The organism is Gordonia hongkongensis, assembly GCF_023078355.1.
Lineage (GTDB): Bacteria > Actinomycetota > Actinomycetes > Mycobacteriales > Mycobacteriaceae > Gordonia > Gordonia hongkongensis.
Window position 1 is genome coordinate 2,354,168 of the sequence record NZ_CP095552.1, and the last position, 17,836, is coordinate 2,372,003.

Here is a 17,836-nt window from a genome sequence, read left to right on the forward strand (position 1 = left end):
TCGCCCACGCCTGCAGGGACTCTACCGCGGGCGGAGCCCGACGGTGCGGTACTCACGTGGTGGGGGAGAATCGGATACCGCGCGGCACGCGGACGTGTGGCCGCGACGGACGACAGGAGACATGCGTGTCCGAATTGGTGCCGCTGAAGGTGCAGATGGTGGCGATGACCCAGTTCACCCCGCCGGGAGACGTGCCGTGGAGCACCGACGCCGAGGGCGGTGAGGCGTTGGTCGAGTTCGCCGGCCGGGCGTGCTACCAGAGCTGGGACAAGCCGAACCCGCGTACCGCCACCAATGCCGGCTACCTGCGGCACATCCTCGAGGTCGGGCACCTGTCGCTGCTCGAACACGCATCGGTGACGTTCTACATCAGCGGCATCTCCCGCTCGTGCACCCACGAACTGATCCGGCACCGCCACTTCTCGTACTCGCAACTGTCCCAGCGGTTCGTGCCCGAGCACGACTCCAACGTCGTGGCGCCGCCGGCGATCGTGGGCGACCCGGAGCTCGAGGACCTCTTCACCGCGGCGACCGACGCGAGCCGGGCGGCCTACACCGAGCTCCTCGCGGCGCTGGAGGCGAAGTTCGCCGACGTCCCCAACGCCATCCTGCGTCGGAAACAGGCACGTCAGGCCGCTCGCTCCGTACTGCCGAACGCCACCGAGACAAAGATCGTCGTCACCGGCAACCATCGCGCCTGGCGGCACTTCGTCGGCATGCGCGCCACCGAGCACGCCGACGTCGAGATCCGCCAGCTCGCGGTGGAGTGTCTACGCCAGTTGATGCGGGTGGCGCCCACCGTGTTCGGCGATTTCGAGATCGGCACCCTGGCCGACGGGACCGAGGTCGCCACCTCACCATTCGTGCTGGAAGGGTGAGGATCGTCACCAACAGGGAGGCGGTAGCCTTGAGCACCATGAACGCAGTCCAGGAACCGCTGCACGAGCATCCCTTCGGGACGAACGTGGTTGCGATGGTCACCCCCTTCCGCCCGGACGGAAGCCTCGATCTGGACAAGGCCGCCGTCCTCGCCGACCATCTGGTCGCCAAGGGATGTGACGGGCTGGTCGTGTCCGGCACCACCGGTGAATCGCCGACCACCACCGTGCCGGAGAAGCTCGAGTTGCTGCGGGTGGTCCTCGACGCGGTGGGCGACCGGGCCCGGATCACCCAGGGCGCAGGCAGTTACGACACCGCCGAGAGCGTCCGGTTCGCGATCGAGTCCGAGAAGATCGGTGCGCACGCGCTCCTCGTGGTGACCCCGTACTACTCGAAGCCGCCGCAGGCCGGGCTCCTCGCGCACTTTCGGACCGTCGCCGACGCCACCGCGCTGCCGGTGCTGCTCTACGACATCCCGCCGCGATCGGTGGTCCCGATCATGAACGAGACGATGCTCGCCCTGGCCGAACACCCCAACATCCGCGGGGTGAAGGACGCCAAGGGCGACCTGCACTCGGCGGCCGGCCTGATCGCCAGCACCAGCCTGGAGTACCTGTCCGGCGAGGACGCACTCAACCTGCCGTGGCTGTCGATCGGCGCGACCGGTTATGTCAGCGTTATCGGCCACCTCGTCCCGGATCGCCTGCGCGACATGCAGATCGCTGTCGAGAAGGGCGATCTGCCGACCGCCCGCGCGATCAACACCTCGATGCTGCCGCTGGTCAACGCCATGGGGCGCCTCGGCGGGGTCACGATGGTGAAGGCGGCACTGCGCATCCTCGGGCTGGAGGTCGGCGACCCGCGCCTGCCGCAGGTGCCCGCGAACCCGGCGCAGATCGAGGAACTGATCGTGGATCTGCGCGCGGCGGGTGTGCTGATCTGATGACCGACAACGACACCACCGGCAACGACACCGCCGGCACCGTCCGCCCCCGGACCCGACGCCGGGCTGCCGCCCGCAAGGCCGGCCCGCCGAGTCCGCCCCCCGCCGAGCCGACCCCGCCCGCCGAGCCCACCCCGTCCGCCGAGCCCGTCGAGGTGACCTCGAAGGCACGGCAACCCCGGCGCGCGCGAGCCGAGCGGACCGGATCATCGGAACCGAAGTCCGACGCGAACTCGCCGAAGCACGCGGCCAAGCGTCCGGCGAGTCCCGCGTCGAACACCCGTCGCCCCCGCCACGAGCGCGGCGACGCCCGCGGCGGCCGCCGGCCCGAACCGGCAACCCCGGCCCCTGTCGACCGACTGGGCACACCCCGCCGACTGCCCAAGGGTGGTCTGCGCGTGGTGGCGCTCGGCGGGATCGGCGAGATCGGCCGCAACATGACCGTCTTCGAATACAACGGCCGTCTGCTGATCGTCGACTGCGGTGTGCTCTTCCCCGAGGACGCCCAGCCGGGCGTCGACCTGATCCTGCCGGACTTCCGCTACATCGAAGACCGCATGGACGACGTCGACGCGGTGATCCTGACCCACGGCCACGAGGACCACATCGGCGCTCTGCCGTTCCTGCTCCGGCTACGCAGCGACATCCCGGTGATCGGCGCGAAGTTCACGCTCGCCCTGGTCGAGGCCAAGTGTCGCGAGCATCGCCTGCGACCCAAGCTCGTCGAGGTCGTCGAAGGTCAGAAGACCTCGCACGGCCCGTTCGAGTGCGAGTACTTCGCCGTCAACCACTCGATCCCGGACGCCCTGGCCGTCGCGATCCGGACCCCCGCCGGCGTCGTGCTGCACACCGGCGACATCAAGCTCGACCAGCTGCCCCTCGACGGCCGGCTCACCGACCTCGCCGGGTTCAGCCGCCTCGGCGATGAGGGCGTCGACCTGTTCCTGGTGGACTCGACCAACGCCGAGGTGCCCGGTTTCGTGACCCCGGAACGTCAGATCGGCGGGGTGCTCGACCAGGTCATCGGCAAGGCCACACAGAGGGTCATCGTGGCGTCGTTCGCGAGCCACGTCCATCGCATCCAGCAGATCATCGACGTGGCGCACACCCACAATCGGCGGGTCACCTTCGTCGGCCGTTCGATGGTGCGCAACATGCAGATCGCGCAGGATCTCGGCTACCTCTCGGTACCCGACGGCGTCGTCGTCGATCTCGACACCGCGGCAACCCTGCCCGACCACCGCGTCGTGCTGATCTCCACCGGCTCGCAGGGCGAGCCGCTGTCCGCGCTCTCCCGGATGGCGCGCGGAGAGCACCGGCAGATCAACATCCGGGCCGACGACCTCGTCGTGCTGGCGTCCTCGCTCATCCCCGGCAACGAGAACTCGGTGTTCGCCGTCGTCAACGGGCTGGCCAAGCGCGGCGCGACCGTCATCACCCAGCAGAGTGCGAAGGTCCATGTCTCGGGCCACGCCTCGGCCGGTGAGCTGCTCTACCTCTACAACGCGGTGCGCCCCTCGAATGCGATGCCCGTGCACGGCGAATGGCGGCACCTGCGCGCCAACGCCGCGCTCGCGGTAGCGACCGGTGTGCCCGAGGACCGGGTCGTCCTCGCCGAGGACGGCGTGGTGGTCGACCTCGTCGACGGTCGCGCCGACATCGTCGGACGGGTTCCGGTCGGGCACGTCTACGTCGACGGCCTCTCGGTCGGCGACGTGGGGGAGTCGACGCTCTCCGAACGGCTCGTGCTGGGGGAGGGTGGCTTCATCGCCATCACCGTCGCCGTGGACGTGACGACGGGCCGTGCGGTGAGCACACCCGAGGTCTCCGGACGCGGTTTCTCCGACGACCCGGACGCGCTCAAGGAGGCGGCGGACATCGTCAACCAGACGCTGGATTCGCTGGCGGCCGAGGGTGTCTCCGACACGCACCGGATCGCCCAGGGGATTCGCCGTGCGGTCGGGCGCTGGGTGTCGACCGCCTATCGTCGCCGTCCGATGATCGTGCCGACGGTCATCGCGGTCGGGGACTGACCGGCGTCGAGGAACGAGACCACGGCGTTGTCGCTACCGTGGTCGTGTGACCGGAGCGCAGAAGGAAAGAGCAGCCCTCGTCGAGACCCTTCGAAAGGTGGGCCCCGACGCGCCCACCTTGTGTGAGGGCTGGACCACCCGCGATCTGTTGGCGCATCTCGTGGTCCGGGAACGACGCCCGGACACCGGGCCGGGCATCCTCATCCCGGCTTTCGCCGGCCACACCGAGAAGGTGCGGGCCCAGGCGACGTCGAAGGACTGGGATGCCCAACTGGCGTTGCTCGCCTCGGGGCCGCCGGTCTACTCGCCGTTCAAGCTGGTCGACCGATTCGCCAACCTGGCCGAGATGTTCGTCCACCACGAAGACGTCCTGCGTGGCGGCGCCGACCCCGACGGGCCGTGGACGCCCCGGTCGCTGGCCCCCGAACTCGAGGCGGAGTTGCGCACGCCGGCCAAGTCGATGGGCCGGATGACGCTCAAGAAGGTCCCGGCCCGCGTGACCCTGCGCACCCCGGACGGCGAGGATCTGGTGACGGCGGGATCGGGTGACGACGTCATCGTGACCGGTCGTGTCGGTGAGCTGGTGCTGTTCGCGTTCGGCCGTACACCGGTCGACGTCACATTCGCCGGTGACGCCGCCGCGATCACGGGCGTCCGCGAGAGTTCGCGCGGCCTCTGAGCGATCACAACTTCGACACGCATTCGTTGTCTGTGTTGCCCGTGTGACTGATGTGACCGCTGCCCACTAGTCTGTCGGTATGGCTTCGAAAGCAAGCACGGGTACACGCGCGTCCTCCGCGCGCGGCGCTGCTGGTTCCACGCGCGGTGGATCCGCTCGCGGTGGTTCGGGGCGGGCGAGTTCGGCTCGAGGGAGTTCGACCGCCGCTCGCCGCTCGACGGGTGACGGTTCGAAGAGCGGCGGTTCGAAGAGCGGTGGTTCGCGTCGTCAGACGGGCGCCGGTGCCTCGACGAGGTCGAAGGCCGGGGCATCGCGGAAGAGTTCCCGGTCCGCTGCACCAGCGGAGTCGGTGGACCTGCATCGTCGTTCCGTCGCCGCGGCAGGGGCGTCCGCGGTGGGCAAGGGCATCGGTGCCGGATGGTCGTTGTTCGCGCGGGGCGTCGGCAGCGCCGCCCGGGCGGGCTCGGGCGTCGGCCGCGGACCGCGCACCGAAGTCGTCGGAGAGTTCGACGACATCGACGACACCGACCCGGACTTCGAGGAGTTCGACGACGGGTCCGACGGCAACGGTCGACCCCGGCCCGGCGGTCACAGCCATCGGCGGGACGGGACAGCACTCGGTCTCCTCGCCTTCGGTCTGCTCGTCGGCGCCAGTGTGTGGTTCGGTGCGGCGGGTCCGGTGGGCGCCTTCATCGAGGCCCTCATCCGCGCGGTCATCGGGTCGGCGGCCGTGCTCGTGCCGGTCGGTCTCCTCGCGCTGGCAGTGGTCCTGATGCGACGGCCGGCCGCCCCGGAGCGACGCGGCCGCTACCTGTCGGGTGGGTTCCTGGTGATCCTTCCGCTGCTCGGTCTGATGCACCTCGTCGCCGGCGCGCCGGTCGACCTGCCCGGACGGTCCGGCGCGGCCGGGTTCGTCGGCTTCGCGGTGGGCACACCGTTGACCGCGGGTGTCACCGCGTGGGTCTCGGTGCCGATCCTGTTGTTGTGCATGGCATTCGGCGTACTCATCCTCAGCGGCCGAACCGTCCGCGAGGTCGTGGACGCCGCCGCCGGTTACCTCGGGCTGGGCGTCGGACGAGGCGACGACGCGCCCTGGGACGACGACGAGTGGGATGCCGACGCCGAGAACTACGACGATCCGGATTTCGACGACCCCGATACCGAGACCGACAGCGCCGAGTCGGATCCCTGGGACTCCGGTGCGCTCGAGTCGCGGTCCCGGCGTCGGCCGTACTCGTCGAACCCGTACGACAACTACCCGCCGGATTCGGCGCCGGCGCGGACCTCGGGACGGACGTCGCGGCGCAAGCCCGCCGACATCGCCGACGTCGCCCCGCTCGAGGAGGCCGTCACCGAGAACTTCGCGGATGCCGACCAGCAGGTCACCGAGGTGATCGCGCCGAGCCCCCGTACCCGCGCCACCCCGGCCCGGCGGGCCACCGCGCGATCCGAGCCGCGTCCCGCACCCGAACCGGAGCCCCGGCACGAACCCGATCTCGACGACGAGATGACGGACGAGGGGATGTCGGACGACGAGGCGTTCATCCCGTCCGATCCCACCGCGGACGGGGACTATCGCCTGCCGCCCGCCGACCTTCTCCTCGAGGGCGATCCGCCGAAGATGGGCAGCAGCGCCAACGACGACATGATCGACCGGATGACCGGCGTGCTGGAGCAGTTCAAGATCGACGCCGCGGTCACCGGATACACCCGCGGGCCGACCGTCACGCGATACGAGATCGAACTCGGCCCGGGTGTGAAGGTCGAGAAGATCACCGCGCTGCAACGCAACATCGCCTACGCCGCGGCAACGGACAACGTGCGCCTGCTCGCGCCGATCCCCGGCAAGTCCGCGGTCGGTATCGAGGTCCCCAACTCCGACCGTGAGATGGTTCGCCTGGCCGACGTGCTGAACTCGCCGTCGACCCGGAAGGACAAGCATCCGTTGGTGATCGGGCTCGGCAAGGACATCGAGGGTGATTTCGTCAGCGCCAACCTGGCGAAGATGCCGCACCTGCTGGTCGCCGGGTCGACCGGCTCGGGCAAGTCGAGCTTCGTCAATTCCATGCTCGTGTCGCTGCTCAGCCGTGCGACGCCGGAGCAGGTGCGGATGATCCTGATCGACCCGAAGATGGTCGAGCTCACCCCGTACGAGGGAATCCCGCACCTCATCACGCCGATCATCACGCAACCGAAGAAGGCCGCTGCCGCACTCGCCTGGCTCGTCGAGGAGATGGAGCAGCGCTATCAGGACATGAAGGCCTCGCGGGTGCGCCACATCGACGACTTCAACTCGAAGGTCCGGTCGGGAGACATCACCGCCCCGCTGGGCAGCGAACGCGTCTACAAGCCGTATCCGTACATCTTGGCCATCGTCGACGAGCTCGCCGACCTGATGATGACCGCGCCCCGCGACGTCGAGGACGCGATCGTGCGGATCACCCAGAAGGCGCGCGCCGCCGGCATCCATCTGGTGCTCGCGACGCAGCGTCCGTCGGTCGATGTCGTCACCGGTCTGATCAAGACCAACGTGCCGTCGCGGCTGGCGTTCGCGACGTCGTCGCTGACCGACTCACGCGTCATCCTGGATCAGCCGGGTGCCGAGAAGCTGATCGGCATGGGCGACGGCCTGTTCCTCCCGATGGGCGCCAACAAGCCGATCCGCATGCAGGGTGCCTACATCACCGACGAGGAGATCGCCGCGGTCGTCGATTTCTCCAAGGAGCAGGCCGAGCCGGAGTACACCGAGGGTGTCACCGCGGCGAAGGCGGGCGACAAAAAGGACATCGACAGCGACATCGGCAACGACCTCGACGATCTCCTGCAGGCGATCGAACTGGTCGTGTCGAGCCAGTTCGGGTCGACGTCGATGCTGCAGCGCAAGCTGCGGGTCGGGTTCGCCAAGGCCGGCCGTCTCATGGACCTGATGGAGACGCGGGGAGTGGTCGGCCCCAGCGAGGGATCGAAGGCGCGTGAGGTGCTCGTGAAGCCCCACGATCTGGCGGGGGTGATCGCCTCGATCACCGGCGGCGGCGACGAAACGGACAGTTCCGGCACCTGACTCGGGTCGCTGACCTGCGGTTTCTGCAGGTTTCCTGCAGTTTGTATAAGGTAGCCGGAGATCCATGAGGGGAGTATCCCCAAAGCGGCGTCTCCGTCAATACGGTCACGATTCGCAACGATGCCGATCATCGTCGCGGCCCTGACCCGGAGCGTCGGCCCCCGTTCGGTGGGAGAGACCTCTGGCTCGTCAGCTCTTGCTGCCTGCTGGAGGTTACAAGTGGATGTTTCGCTGTCCGTATGGCTGATCACCTGTGCGGTGATCCTCGCCCTGTTCGCGTTCGACTTCTTCACCCACGTGCGCGTGCCCCACGCGCCGTCGCTCAAGGAGTCGGGCATCTGGTCGGCGATCTACATCGCTTTCGCCGTCATCTTCGGTCTGTTCGTCTGGTGGAACTGGGGTTCGACCTTCGGCGGTGAGTACTTCGCCGGTTACGTCACCGAGAAGGCGCTGTCTGTGGACAACCTGTTCGTCTTCGTCATCATCATGGCGAAGTTCGCGGTGCCCAAGGAGTACCAGCAGAAGGTCCTGCTGCTCGGCATCTTGATGGCCCTCATCATGCGCGGCATCTTCATCGCCGTCGGTGCGGCCGCGATCAACGCCTACAGCTGGGTCTTCTACCTGTTCGGCGCGTTCCTGATCTTCACCGCCGTCAAGCTGCTCCGCGAGAGCGACGACCCGGTCGAGCACGAGGAGGAGCGCGAGACGCGCCTCGAGCGCTTCGTCAAGCGCTACCTGCGCACGCATGACTCGTACGACCGCGACAAGCTGTTCACCCGCGTCAACGGCAAGCGCCTCGCGACCCCGATGCTGATGGTTCTCATCGTCATCGGCTTCACCGACGTGCTGTTCGCGCTCGACTCGATCCCGGCCATCTACGGCCTCACGTCCGAGCCCTACCTGGTCTTCACCGCCAACGCGTTCGCCCTGATGGGTCTGCGTCAGCTGTTCTTCCTCATCGGCGGACTGCTCGACCGCCTGGTGTACCTGTCCATCGGCCTGTCGATCATCTTGGCCTTCATCGGCGTCAAGCTGGTCCTCCACGCCCTGCACGAGAACACCCTGTCCTTCATCAACGGTGGCGAGCACGTGGCGGTCCCCGAGATCTCCACCGGGCTGTCGCTGTCGGTGATCCTCGGTGTCCTGGTGATCACCACGGTGGCCAGCCTGATCAAGAGTCGCGGGATGGCGAAGTCGCCGGAGGTCGAATCCGCCGGCGACACGACCGACTCGCCGGCACCGAAGTCCAAGGACTCCTGACCCGTCCACGTCCACCCGTCGCCGACGGGTGGACGTGGCATCAGCCCGGGAACGGCCCGAACACCTGCGTCCACTCGTCGATGCGGATGGCATCGACGGCCTGATGCGCCTGGAACGGGTCGTTGGCCAGGAATGCCTCGGCCGCCTCGAGGTCGGCTGCGCGGATGACGATGAGCGCGCCCGACCCGTCGGGATAGGGGCCGGCGATCAGCACGTTGCCCGCCGAGTGTTCTTCCGCGAGCCACTCCCGGTGCAAAGGCCGGTGCTGATCCCGCAGGGCGGCCTTGGCGGGGCGATAGGTGTACTGCACGGCGAAGAACGGCATGGTCACCCCTGCTCGATGGTTGCCAGCATCCGGGTGTTGCCCAGGGTGTTGGGTTTGACATAACTGAGGTCGAGAAACTCTGCGACGCCGGTGTCATAGGACCGGCACATCTCCTCGAACACCTCGCGCGTGACCGGGGTGCCCTGGATCTCGGCGAAACCGTGCCGCGCGAAGAAGGCCGTCTCGAACGTGAGCACGAAGACGCGCGAGAGCTGCAGTTCGCGGGCGACCGCCATGAGCCGGTCGACGAGGAGGTGGCCGATGCCGCGCCCGGCGTGGGCGTTGTCGACGGCGACCGTGCGGACCTCGCCGAGATCGGCCCAGAGCACATGCAGCGCACCACAACCGACGACCAGGCCGTCGACGTCGGCGACCCAGAACTCCTGGACGGACTCGTAGAGCGTGACGAGGTTCTTCTCGAGGAGGATTTTCCCGGCGTACTGGTCGATCAGTTCTTTGATCCGCGGGACGTCGGAGGTGCGCGCACGACGGATGACGACGTGATCGGCGGGGGACATGGGAATTCAGCTTAGTCTCTGCGATGGGGCGACCTGTGCACGTCGTTCCTCGGGACTGCCGATACCCTGATGGGCGTGTACTTGAGGACTGCCCTGAACTGCGGCACGACGCCGCGGTCAGGAGCGAGCTCATGACCGACCGGATCCGGCGGGCCGTCGAAGAGAACGGCATCGCCAATGTGGGCCGCGGGCCCGACCACATCACCGACCCGGTGGACCCGGTGCCGGTGGTCAACATCGCCAACGCACTCACGGTGTTCCGGATCGTCCTGGTGCCGGTGTTCCTGGTGGCGCTGTTCATGGAGTCGGGCGAGTCGACGCTGTGGCGCACGATCGCCACGATCGTCTTCGGGGTCGCGGCGCTGACCGACCGGTACGACGGGATGATCGCGCGGCAGCGCGGCCTGATCACCGACTTCGGGAAGCTGGCCGACCCCATCGCGGACAAGGCCCTGATCGGCGGTGCCCTCGTCGGGCTGTCGATCCTCGGCATCCTGCCGTGGTGGGTCACCGTGGTGATCGTCGCCCGCGAGGTGTGGGTGACGGCGCTGCGTTTCTGGGTGTTGCGGCACAAGGTCATACCGGCCAGCCGCGGCGGCAAGCTCAAGACGCTGCTGCAGGCGCTCGCCATCGGTCTGTACCTCCTCCCGCTCGGCGGACCGTGGCAGCTCGCCGCCGACATCCTGATGGGACTGGCGGTGGTGGTGACGATCTACACGGGTCTGGACTACACCTGGCAGGCGGTCAAGGTCCGGTCCGATCGCGATGAGACCGCACCCCGGCCGGTGGCACCGCGCGGACGTGCTGTGGGAGGAACCGGCGGCGGTCACTGACTTCGACTATCGTCGATCAGACGGTGCTGCCCCGACCGTGGGTGCCGACGCCGCCGGTGCCGCGGGGAACCCGTCGGGACCGCGAAGCGTTGGGGAGGGCAGCAGGCGCGCCGCCGGTTCGGTGGGCGCCGAGCAGTTCAGTTGGGCCGAGACGTTCAGTAGGGAGGAGACTCGATGGCGATGCTCTTACGCGAGGCGCTCGGCGACAGCCTGCGTCGGGTCCGGACGCAGCAGGGCCGGACCCTGCGCGAGGTGTCCACCGGTGCGCGGGTGAGTCTGGGCTACCTCTCGGAAGTCGAACGCGGTCAGAAGGAGGCGTCGAGCGAACTGCTCGCCGCGATCTGCGACGCGCTCGACGTCGAGATCGCCGACCTGCTCCTCGAAGTCGGCAGCGCAATGCGTCCGGCCGGTGCCGAACCCGTCGTGGTCGGCGCCGAGCCGATGGGTGACGGCGTCGAAGCCACCGAGGCCGGACTGACCGCGACCAAGGTCGTGATCCCGGCTCCCGCCGGTCGCCGGGAGGCCACGGCTCTCGCGGCTGCCTGACCCGCACCGTCTGAACGACACCGACTCAACACCGGACTCGCAGACGCTAGATTGGTCACCAGAGTTCTCAGACCCCTGAATGGAGTACGACGAGCATGGCGAACCCGTTCGTGAAGTTGTGGCGCTACCTCACAGCACTCGGCAACGCGAAGATCGACGAGCACGCTGACCCGAAGGTCCAGATCCAGCAGGCGATCGAGGACGCCCAGCGTCAGCACCAGGCGCTCTCGCAGCAGGCGGCCTCGGTGATCGGCAACCAGCGGCAGCTCGAGATGAAGCTGAACCGGCAACTCGAGGACGTCGAGCGGCTGCAGGCGAACACCCGCCAGGCGCTGACGCTGGCCGATCAGGCCGCCGCGGCCGGCGACACCCAGAAGGCGACCGAGTACACCAACGCCGCCGAGGCGTTCGCGGCCCAGCTGGTGACCGCCGAGCAGAGCGTGGAGGACCTCAAGTCCTTGCACGACCAGTCGCTCCAGGCGGCCGATCAGGCCAAGAAGGCCGTCGAGCGCAACGCGATGATCCTGCAGCAGAAGCTGTCCGAGCGTTCGAAGCTGCTCAGTCAACTCGAGCAGGCGAAGATGCAGGAGCAGGTCTCGGCGTCGCTCAACCAGATGAGCGAGCTGTCGGTGCCCGGGAACACGCCGAGCCTCGACCAGGTCCGCGACAAGATCGAACGACGCTACGCGAACGCGCTCGGTTCGGCGGAGCTGGCCAAGAACTCCGTGCAGGGCCGCATGCAGGAGGTCGAGCAGGCCGGCGTGCAGATGGCCGGACATTCTCGTCTCGAACAGATCCGCGCGAGCATGCGCGGTGACGCGCTGCCCGCCGCCGGGACGACCGCACCGGGTCTGCAGAAGCCGGCGACCCAGTCCGCGCCGCCGACCACCGAGCCGCCCCAGCAGAACTGACAGATCGCGCACGCGTGCACGACGAACCCGTGCGCGTCGCGATCGTCGCGGGCTCCGACGCCGGGCATGCCTTCCCGGCTTTCGCGCTGGCCGAGCGGTTCCGCTCCGCCGGTGACACACCGGTCGTGTTCACCTCCCTCGCATGGTCGGAGGCCGCGCGCCGCCGGGGGATCGACATCGCTGATCTCCCGGGGCTGCGCGCCGAGGACTCCGACGACGACTCCGACGCCGGAGCCAAACTGAGTGCCCGCGCCGCGCGCATGGCCCAGCAGCTCGTCGGGCCGCTGCGTGCGGCCGGGTCGCAACTCGTCATCTCCGACGTCATCACCGTGGGCGGGGGCTGGGCCGCTCAACTGTGTGGACTGCCCTGGATCGAGCTGTCGCCGCATCCGCTGTACCGGCCGTCCCGGGGACTACCGCCGATCGGGTCCGGGCTCGAACCGGGTCGCGGCGTCGGGGGTCGGCTGCGCGACACGCTGATGCGCGCCGCCACCGCGTCGTCGATCCGCCAGGGCGTGCGGCAGCGGGACGCTGCCCGGCGGACGATCGGGCTGGGTGACGTCGACGCGGAACCGGCGGCGCGACTCATCGCCACCCTTCCCGGCCTCGAGGTCCCGCGCCCCGACTGGCCGACCGACGCGCATCTCGTCGGACCCCTGGTGTGGGAGCCCACCGACGATCACTTCACCGTGCCTCCCGGCGATCACCCCCTCGTCGTCGTCGCCCCGTCGACCGCGCAGACCGGCGCCGCCGACATGCTCGGCGAGGCTCTCGAAGCGCTGTCGCCCGACACACTGGGCCGGACCGTGCGGGTGGTGGTCTCGGGGCTCCGAGACCCCGACGGGGCTGATCTCGCCCGCTTCCGCGGGGAACTGATCACGGCGGGGCCGGGCCGGCAGGACGAGGTGCTCGCGCACGCCGACCTGCTGATCTGTGGCTCCGGGCACGGGATCCTCGCGAAGGCGATGCTCGCGACGGTGCCGGTCGTCGCGGTACCCGGTGGGGGTGACCAGTGGGAGCTCGCCGCCCGGATCCGACGAGCCGGCGCGGGGCAGGCGGTGCGTCCGGTCACCGCGGACGCGGTTGCCGACGCCGTGCGGGCCGTCCTGGACGATCCGGCACATGCACGCGCGGCGGGTGCGATCGGGGAGTCGGTGACCGACGTCGTCGACCCGGTGGCGGTCGCGCATCGCGTCCTGGCGGCGTCACCTAGGCTGGACCCGTGCGTCTGACCGAGTTCACCGAGTTGATGACCACCGAATTCGGTGTGCCGTCGGCGGATTCGATCCTGTCCGATCACATCCTGATCGAGGTCGGCGGACGCACGGGTGCCCAGGCGATCGACGACGGGGTCGACCCGCGCGACGTCTGGATCGCGATCTGTCGCGACTTCGACGTACCGCGCCATCGCTGGTGACACGCCACCGCGTGTCACACTTGCCATCGAACAGGTGTTCGTCCATCCTGGTGCCCAGAGGTGAAATCAGACGGAACCACACGGGCCGAGTCTGCGTCTGAAGAGTTGTCGGACCCACCGGCTACTTTCATCACATGAACGCCCGGACCGCACAGACCGCCCGCCGGAAATCCGGCTCACAACCGAGGAGAACTCCCATGGCACCTGCGCCCCAAGACCGCGAGAAGGCTCTCGACCTCGCCCTCGCGCAGATCGACAAGAACTTCGGCAAGGGTTCGGTGATGCGGCTCGGCGAGGAGACCCGTCAGCCGATCGAGATCATCCCCACCGGGTCCATCGCGCTCGACGTCGCCCTCGGTATCGGCGGACTGCCCCGCGGCCGCGTCGTGGAGATCTACGGTCCGGAGTCCTCGGGTAAGACGACCGTCGCCCTGCACGCCGTCGCCAACGCCCAGGCGCAGGGCGGCATCGCCGCGTTCATCGACGCCGAGCACGCACTCGATCCCGACTACGCCGCCAAACTCGGCGTCGACACCGACGCGCTGCTGGTGTCCCAGCCCGACACCGGTGAGCAGGCGCTCGAGATCGCGGACATGCTGATCCGATCGGGCGCGCTCGACATCCTGGTCATCGACTCGGTGGCCGCGCTGGTCCCCAAGGCCGAGATCGAGGGCGAGATGGGCGACAGCCACGTCGGTCTGCAGGCCCGCCTGATGAGCCAGGCCCTGCGGAAGATGACCTCCGCGCTGAACCAGTCGAAGACCACCGCGATCTTCATCAACCAGCTGCGCGAGAAGATCGGCGTCATGTTCGGTTCGCCCGAGACCACCACGGGCGGAAAGGCACTGAAGTTCTACTCGTCGGTGCGCCTCGACGTCCGCCGGATCGAGACCCTCAAGGACGGGACCGACGCGGTCGGTAACCGCACACGCGTCAAGGTCGTCAAGAACAAGGTCGCACCGCCGTTCAAGCAGGCCGAGTTCGACATCCTCTACGGCCAGGGCATCAGCAAGGAGGGCTCGCTGATCGACATGGGTGTCGCGGAGGGCTTCATCCGCAAGTCCGGTTCGTGGTTCACCTACGAGGGCGATCAACTCGGCCAGGGCAAGGAGAACGCGCGCAAGTTCCTGCTCGAGAACGTCGACATCCGCGACGAGATCGAGAAGAAGATCAAAGAGAAGCTGGGCATCGGCGCCACCGTCGACGCCGACGACATCGCCCCCGCCCCAGTCGAATTCTGACATCGAAGGCGAGTTCAGGTAGACCGTGAGCGAGGCAACGGACCCCGGGCAGACGCGCACGCGGCGGGACAACGATCCCGACCGTAAGGGACCCAGTGCATGGGACTCGGCGCTCCGACTGCTCGGGGTCCGTGCGCGTTCACGCCAGGAGATGCGAGAGCGATTGACGCGCAAGGGTTTCGAACCCGAGGCGGTCGACGACGTGATGGCGCGCCTGGAGCAACACAACCTCCTCGACGACGAGGAGTTCGCCTCCGAGTGGGTACGATCCCGCCACCTCAACTCCGGTAAGGGGCGCGTCGCGTTACGACACGAGCTCCGCACCAAGGGGATCGACGAGTCGATCATCGCCGAGGCCCTCGCCGACATCGACCCCGACGACGAACGTGAGATCGCGTCGGGTCTGGTCGTGCGCAAACTCACGCCCTCGGTCGTCGACCGGATAGCCGAGGATCGCGCCGAACGCGACAAGGCGATGCGACGTCTCGTCGGAATGCTGGTGCGGCGCGGCTATTCCCAGTCCCTGGCGTTCGACGTCGTGGGGGAGGCGCTCAGCGAGCTGCGTAGCGGCTGAACGCCCCCACACGACGATCGTGCGGGTGTCACCTGCCGGTCGGCAGGTTCTCCGAAGCAGCGAGTTCGGTCTCCTCCGGATCCGCAGGCGGTGCGGACGACCGGCGCCCCTGCCGGAGCCGGCGTTCGAGGCTGGTGGCGAAGGTCGAGAGCCCGAAGTTGATCAGGATCATGATGATGGCCACGACGATCAGTGCCGGGATGTAGTTGCCGTAGCGCGACGCCGAGAGCAGGCCGCTGCGGACCACCTCGGAGTAACCGATGATGTAGCCCAGCGCACTGTCCTTCAGCGCCACGACCATCTGCGAGATCAGTGCCGGCATCATTGCCGTGATCGCCTGTGGCAGAAGGATGATGCGCATCATCTGGCTCTTGCGCAGACCCAGTGCCATCGACGCCTCGGTCTGTCCCTTGGGCAGTGAGTTGATGCCGGATCGCAGGATCTCGGCCATGACCGACCCGTTGTACAGGGTGAGTCCGGTGACCACCGCCGCGAACGCCAGGAAGGACGACGGGAAGATCCCGTAGATCGCGAACAGGAACCAGGTGAAGACCATCAGGATCAGCACCGGGATGGCGCGGAACACCTCGACGAACAGGCCTGCGATGGTGCGTACCCACAGGTGATCGGAGAGTCGGCCGATACCGAGGACCGCACCGAGCAACAGCGACAGCACGATCGAGACCGCCGCGGCCGCGAGGGTCCGCCACAGGCCCGGCAGGATGTAGCCGGTCCAAGTGCTCCACGTGACGAACGGCGACCACTTCTCGGCGGTGAACTGTTCGTTGGCGGCGAGGACGGCGATCACGTAGATCGCGATCGCGGCCAGGACCGCGATGAACGCGATCGCCAGCAAGCGGTTCCGGGTGCGGGCGCGTGGTCCCGGGGCGTCGTAGAGGACGGTCGAGTCAGCGCTCATCGTTTCACCGCCAGTCGCTTGGCGAGGTAGCCGAAGACGGCACCCTCGCTGAGTGTGATGATCATGAATCCCGCCGCGATGACGCCGAAGATGACGAACAGCTGGTCGGAGTAGGTCTCGATCTCGGTCTTCATGAGAGCCGCCGCCTCGGCGACGCCGATCACCGAAGCGACCGTCGTGTTCTTGGTGAGCGCGATCAGGACGCTGCCCAGCGGACCGATCACCGACCGGATCGCCTGTGGCAGCACGATGACCCCGAAGACCTGCGTGAACGAGAGGCCGAGGGAGCGAGCGGCTTCGGCCTGCCCGAGCGGGACCGTGTTGAAGCCGGAGCGCAGCGTCTCACAGACGAACGTCGAGGTGTACAGCACGAAGGCGAGGACGGCGAGCCAGAAGTTGTTCGACTCGATCGTCGGCGCGAAGGTCAGGCCCAGGTTCTGGTACAGGCCGATCGCACAGAACAGCACCACGAGTGTCAGCGGCGTGTTGCGGACGATGTTCACGTAGACCTCGGCGAAGCCGCGCATCACCGGCACCGGGGAGACCCGCATGGCCGCGAGGATCGTGCCCCACACCAGCGAGCCGATCGCCGAGTAGAAGGTCAGCTGGATGGTCACCCAGAAGGCGGGCCACAGCTCTGGACCCATGCTCTCCCACAGAGAGACGTCATTCATCGGTAGCTCCGTCGCTCACTGCAGCCCGGGCGGGCACGGTGTGGAGGGCGAGTCGAGGAAGTCGAGGTCGCCGGGATCGGGCAGGTAGGGGAACCTCGAGTCCGGACGGTCGGCGCGGGCGATGATCTCGTCCACGTAGGGATTGCCGAGCGCCTCGCGCAGCGCGGCGTTCCAGGCCGACTCGCCGTCGACGGAAGGCGCGAGCATCGCGTCGAGTGCCGTGTTGACGGCGTTCTGCGACGCCGTGTCGTCCAGAGCCAGCCCCACGCCGTAGCGCTCGGTGGAGAACGGACTGCCCGCGGTCTTCAGGGCATCCTTCACGCAGGCGTCCTTGAGGTAGGTCATCTCGACGAGCTTGAACTCGCCCTCCCAGAAGTTGGAGTAGCCGGCGAGGATCGCCTCGTCGGTGGTCACCGCGTCGACCTTGTCGCGACGCAGCGCCTCGACGCAGGCCGAGTAGGAGTCGTACTCCTGCAACTGGACCGCGGGCAGCTGTGCCTTGACGTTCTGCGCCGGTGTCGAGCCGGTCACCGAGCAGAGCTTCTTGCCCTTGTCGAGGTCGGCGAGTTCGTCGATCGTGTTGTCGTCGGCACGCACCATCAGACCCTGGTACGTGACGAGATAGGGACCGCCGAAGGACACCTTCTTCGAGCGCGCCGCGTTGATCGAGTACGTGGCCGCGATCAGGTCGACCTCACCGTTGTCGATCATCGCCTCGCGGCGCGCCGAGGGGGTCTCGCGCCAGGTGACCTCCGGATGCGGCACTCCGAGGTCGTCGGCGATGTGGTTGACGACATAGCGCGACACCGAGGCGTCGAATCCCTCGACGTTGCCGTCCGGCTCGTAGAGGCCGAGACCGGGCTGGTCGAACTTGACGCCCAGCACGACCGAGCCCTCGCGGATGGAGTCGAGCAGGTTGCGCGGTTCGGTGCTGCCGCAGGCGGACAACACGGTGGCGAGCAGTGCGCCGACCGCGAGGACCAGGCCCGCGGTCCGCACCGGGCGGGTGGTTCGCTGTGTCAT

Annotated in this window: 18 protein-coding genes; 13 read left to right on the plus strand and 5 right to left on the minus strand. The window is 68.1% G+C overall.

The window, feature by feature from the left end:
• Positions 1–125: 125 nt before the first annotated feature.
• The 6 genes from thyX (at position 126) to MVF96_RS10715 (ending at position 8,855) form a co-directional block, all read left to right on the plus strand.
• Positions 126–878 (plus strand): FAD-dependent thymidylate synthase, encoded by a 753-nt coding sequence (thyX, locus tag MVF96_RS10690; RefSeq protein WP_065628932.1) that lies wholly within the window; start codon positions 126–128, stop codon positions 876–878.
• Positions 879–916: 38 nt separating this feature from the next.
• A complete protein-coding gene (dapA, locus tag MVF96_RS10695) occupies positions 917–1,822 on the plus strand; it encodes a 4-hydroxy-tetrahydrodipicolinate synthase (RefSeq protein WP_159370667.1) in 906 nt (301 codons plus the stop codon).
• Positions 1,822–3,855: a ribonuclease J gene (locus tag MVF96_RS10700; protein ID WP_065628930.1), complete on the plus strand. Its 2,034-nt coding sequence runs from the start codon at positions 1,822–1,824 to the stop codon at positions 3,853–3,855. Before dapA ends, MVF96_RS10700 begins: the two co-directional genes overlap by 1 nt.
• Before the next feature lie 46 nt (positions 3,856–3,901).
• On the plus strand, positions 3,902–4,534 hold the full coding sequence (locus tag MVF96_RS10705) for a TIGR03085 family metal-binding protein (RefSeq protein WP_058250173.1): 633 nt from the start codon (positions 3,902–3,904) through the stop codon (positions 4,532–4,534).
• A 79-nt stretch (positions 4,535–4,613) separates the two neighbouring features.
• Entirely contained in the window at positions 4,614–7,595 is a 2,982-nt protein-coding gene (locus MVF96_RS10710; RefSeq protein ID WP_238995067.1) for an FtsK/SpoIIIE family DNA translocase, read from the plus strand.
• Between the two features lie 219 nt (positions 7,596–7,814).
• Positions 7,815–8,855 carry a TerC family protein gene (locus MVF96_RS10715; RefSeq protein ID WP_159370669.1) on the plus strand — a complete coding sequence of 347 codons (1,041 nt, stop codon included), beginning with the start codon at positions 7,815–7,817 and terminating at the stop codon, positions 8,853–8,855.
• Positions 8,856–8,895: 40 nt separating this feature from the next.
• Here the strand turns inward: MVF96_RS10715 and MVF96_RS10720 are convergent, their stop codons facing one another.
• Both MVF96_RS10720 and MVF96_RS10725 read right to left on the minus strand, forming a co-directional pair.
• A complete protein-coding gene (locus tag MVF96_RS10720) occupies positions 8,896–9,180 on the minus strand; it encodes a YciI family protein (RefSeq protein ID WP_068969879.1) in 285 nt (94 codons plus the stop codon).
• Positions 9,181–9,182: 2 nt separating this feature from the next.
• Positions 9,183–9,698, minus strand: coding sequence for an amino-acid N-acetyltransferase (locus MVF96_RS10725; RefSeq protein WP_159370670.1), 516 nt, complete (start codon positions 9,696–9,698; stop codon positions 9,183–9,185).
• A 131-nt stretch (positions 9,699–9,829) separates the two neighbouring features.
• On the opposite strand from MVF96_RS10725, the gene pgsA reads away from it, so the two are divergent.
• The 7 genes from pgsA to MVF96_RS10760 all read left to right on the plus strand — a co-directional run bounded on the left by pgsA (position 9,830) and on the right by MVF96_RS10760 (position 15,220).
• Positions 9,830–10,531, plus strand: a complete 702-nt coding sequence (gene pgsA / locus MVF96_RS10730) for a CDP-diacylglycerol--glycerol-3-phosphate 3-phosphatidyltransferase (RefSeq protein ID WP_065628926.1) — start codon at positions 9,830–9,832, stop codon at positions 10,529–10,531.
• A 174-nt stretch (positions 10,532–10,705) separates the two neighbouring features.
• A complete protein-coding gene (locus MVF96_RS10735) occupies positions 10,706–11,077 on the plus strand; it encodes a helix-turn-helix domain-containing protein (protein WP_058250179.1) in 372 nt (123 codons plus the stop codon).
• Between the two features lie 95 nt (positions 11,078–11,172).
• Positions 11,173–11,988 carry a phage shock protein PspA gene (gene pspA, locus MVF96_RS10740; RefSeq protein ID WP_058250180.1) on the plus strand — a complete coding sequence of 272 codons (816 nt, stop codon included), beginning with the start codon at positions 11,173–11,175 and terminating at the stop codon, positions 11,986–11,988.
• 29 nt (positions 11,989–12,017) lie between these two features.
• Positions 12,018–13,220 (plus strand): glycosyltransferase, encoded by a 1,203-nt coding sequence (locus MVF96_RS10745; RefSeq protein WP_159371894.1) that lies wholly within the window; start codon positions 12,018–12,020, stop codon positions 13,218–13,220.
• Entirely contained in the window at positions 13,211–13,405 is a 195-nt protein-coding gene (locus MVF96_RS10750; protein ID WP_058250181.1) for a DUF3046 domain-containing protein, read from the plus strand. The genes MVF96_RS10745 and MVF96_RS10750 overlap by 10 nt, the downstream gene beginning before the upstream one ends.
• A gap of 197 nt (positions 13,406–13,602) precedes the next feature.
• Positions 13,603–14,646: a recombinase RecA gene (recA, locus tag MVF96_RS10755; protein ID WP_006866461.1), complete on the plus strand. Its 1,044-nt coding sequence runs from the start codon at positions 13,603–13,605 to the stop codon at positions 14,644–14,646.
• A 25-nt stretch (positions 14,647–14,671) separates the two neighbouring features.
• Complete coding sequence (locus MVF96_RS10760) at positions 14,672–15,220, plus strand: regulatory protein RecX (protein ID WP_058250182.1); 549 nt, start codon at positions 14,672–14,674, stop codon at positions 15,218–15,220.
• A 28-nt stretch (positions 15,221–15,248) separates the two neighbouring features.
• Here the strand turns inward: MVF96_RS10760 and MVF96_RS10765 are convergent, their stop codons facing one another.
• Genes MVF96_RS10765 through MVF96_RS10775 form a run of 3 tightly spaced genes read right to left on the minus strand, consistent with a single transcriptional unit; the run spans position 15,249 to position 17,836 of the window.
• Positions 15,249–16,139, minus strand: coding sequence for an amino acid ABC transporter permease (locus tag MVF96_RS10765; protein ID WP_137808711.1), 891 nt, complete (start codon positions 16,137–16,139; stop codon positions 15,249–15,251).
• A complete protein-coding gene (locus MVF96_RS10770; protein WP_058250184.1) occupies positions 16,136–16,813 on the minus strand; it encodes an amino acid ABC transporter permease in 678 nt (225 codons plus the stop codon). Before MVF96_RS10770 ends, MVF96_RS10765 begins: the two co-directional genes overlap by 4 nt.
• A gap of 15 nt (positions 16,814–16,828) precedes the next feature.
• Positions 16,829–17,836 (minus strand): glutamate ABC transporter substrate-binding protein, encoded by a 1,008-nt coding sequence (locus tag MVF96_RS10775; RefSeq protein ID WP_247451972.1) that lies wholly within the window; start codon positions 17,834–17,836, stop codon positions 16,829–16,831.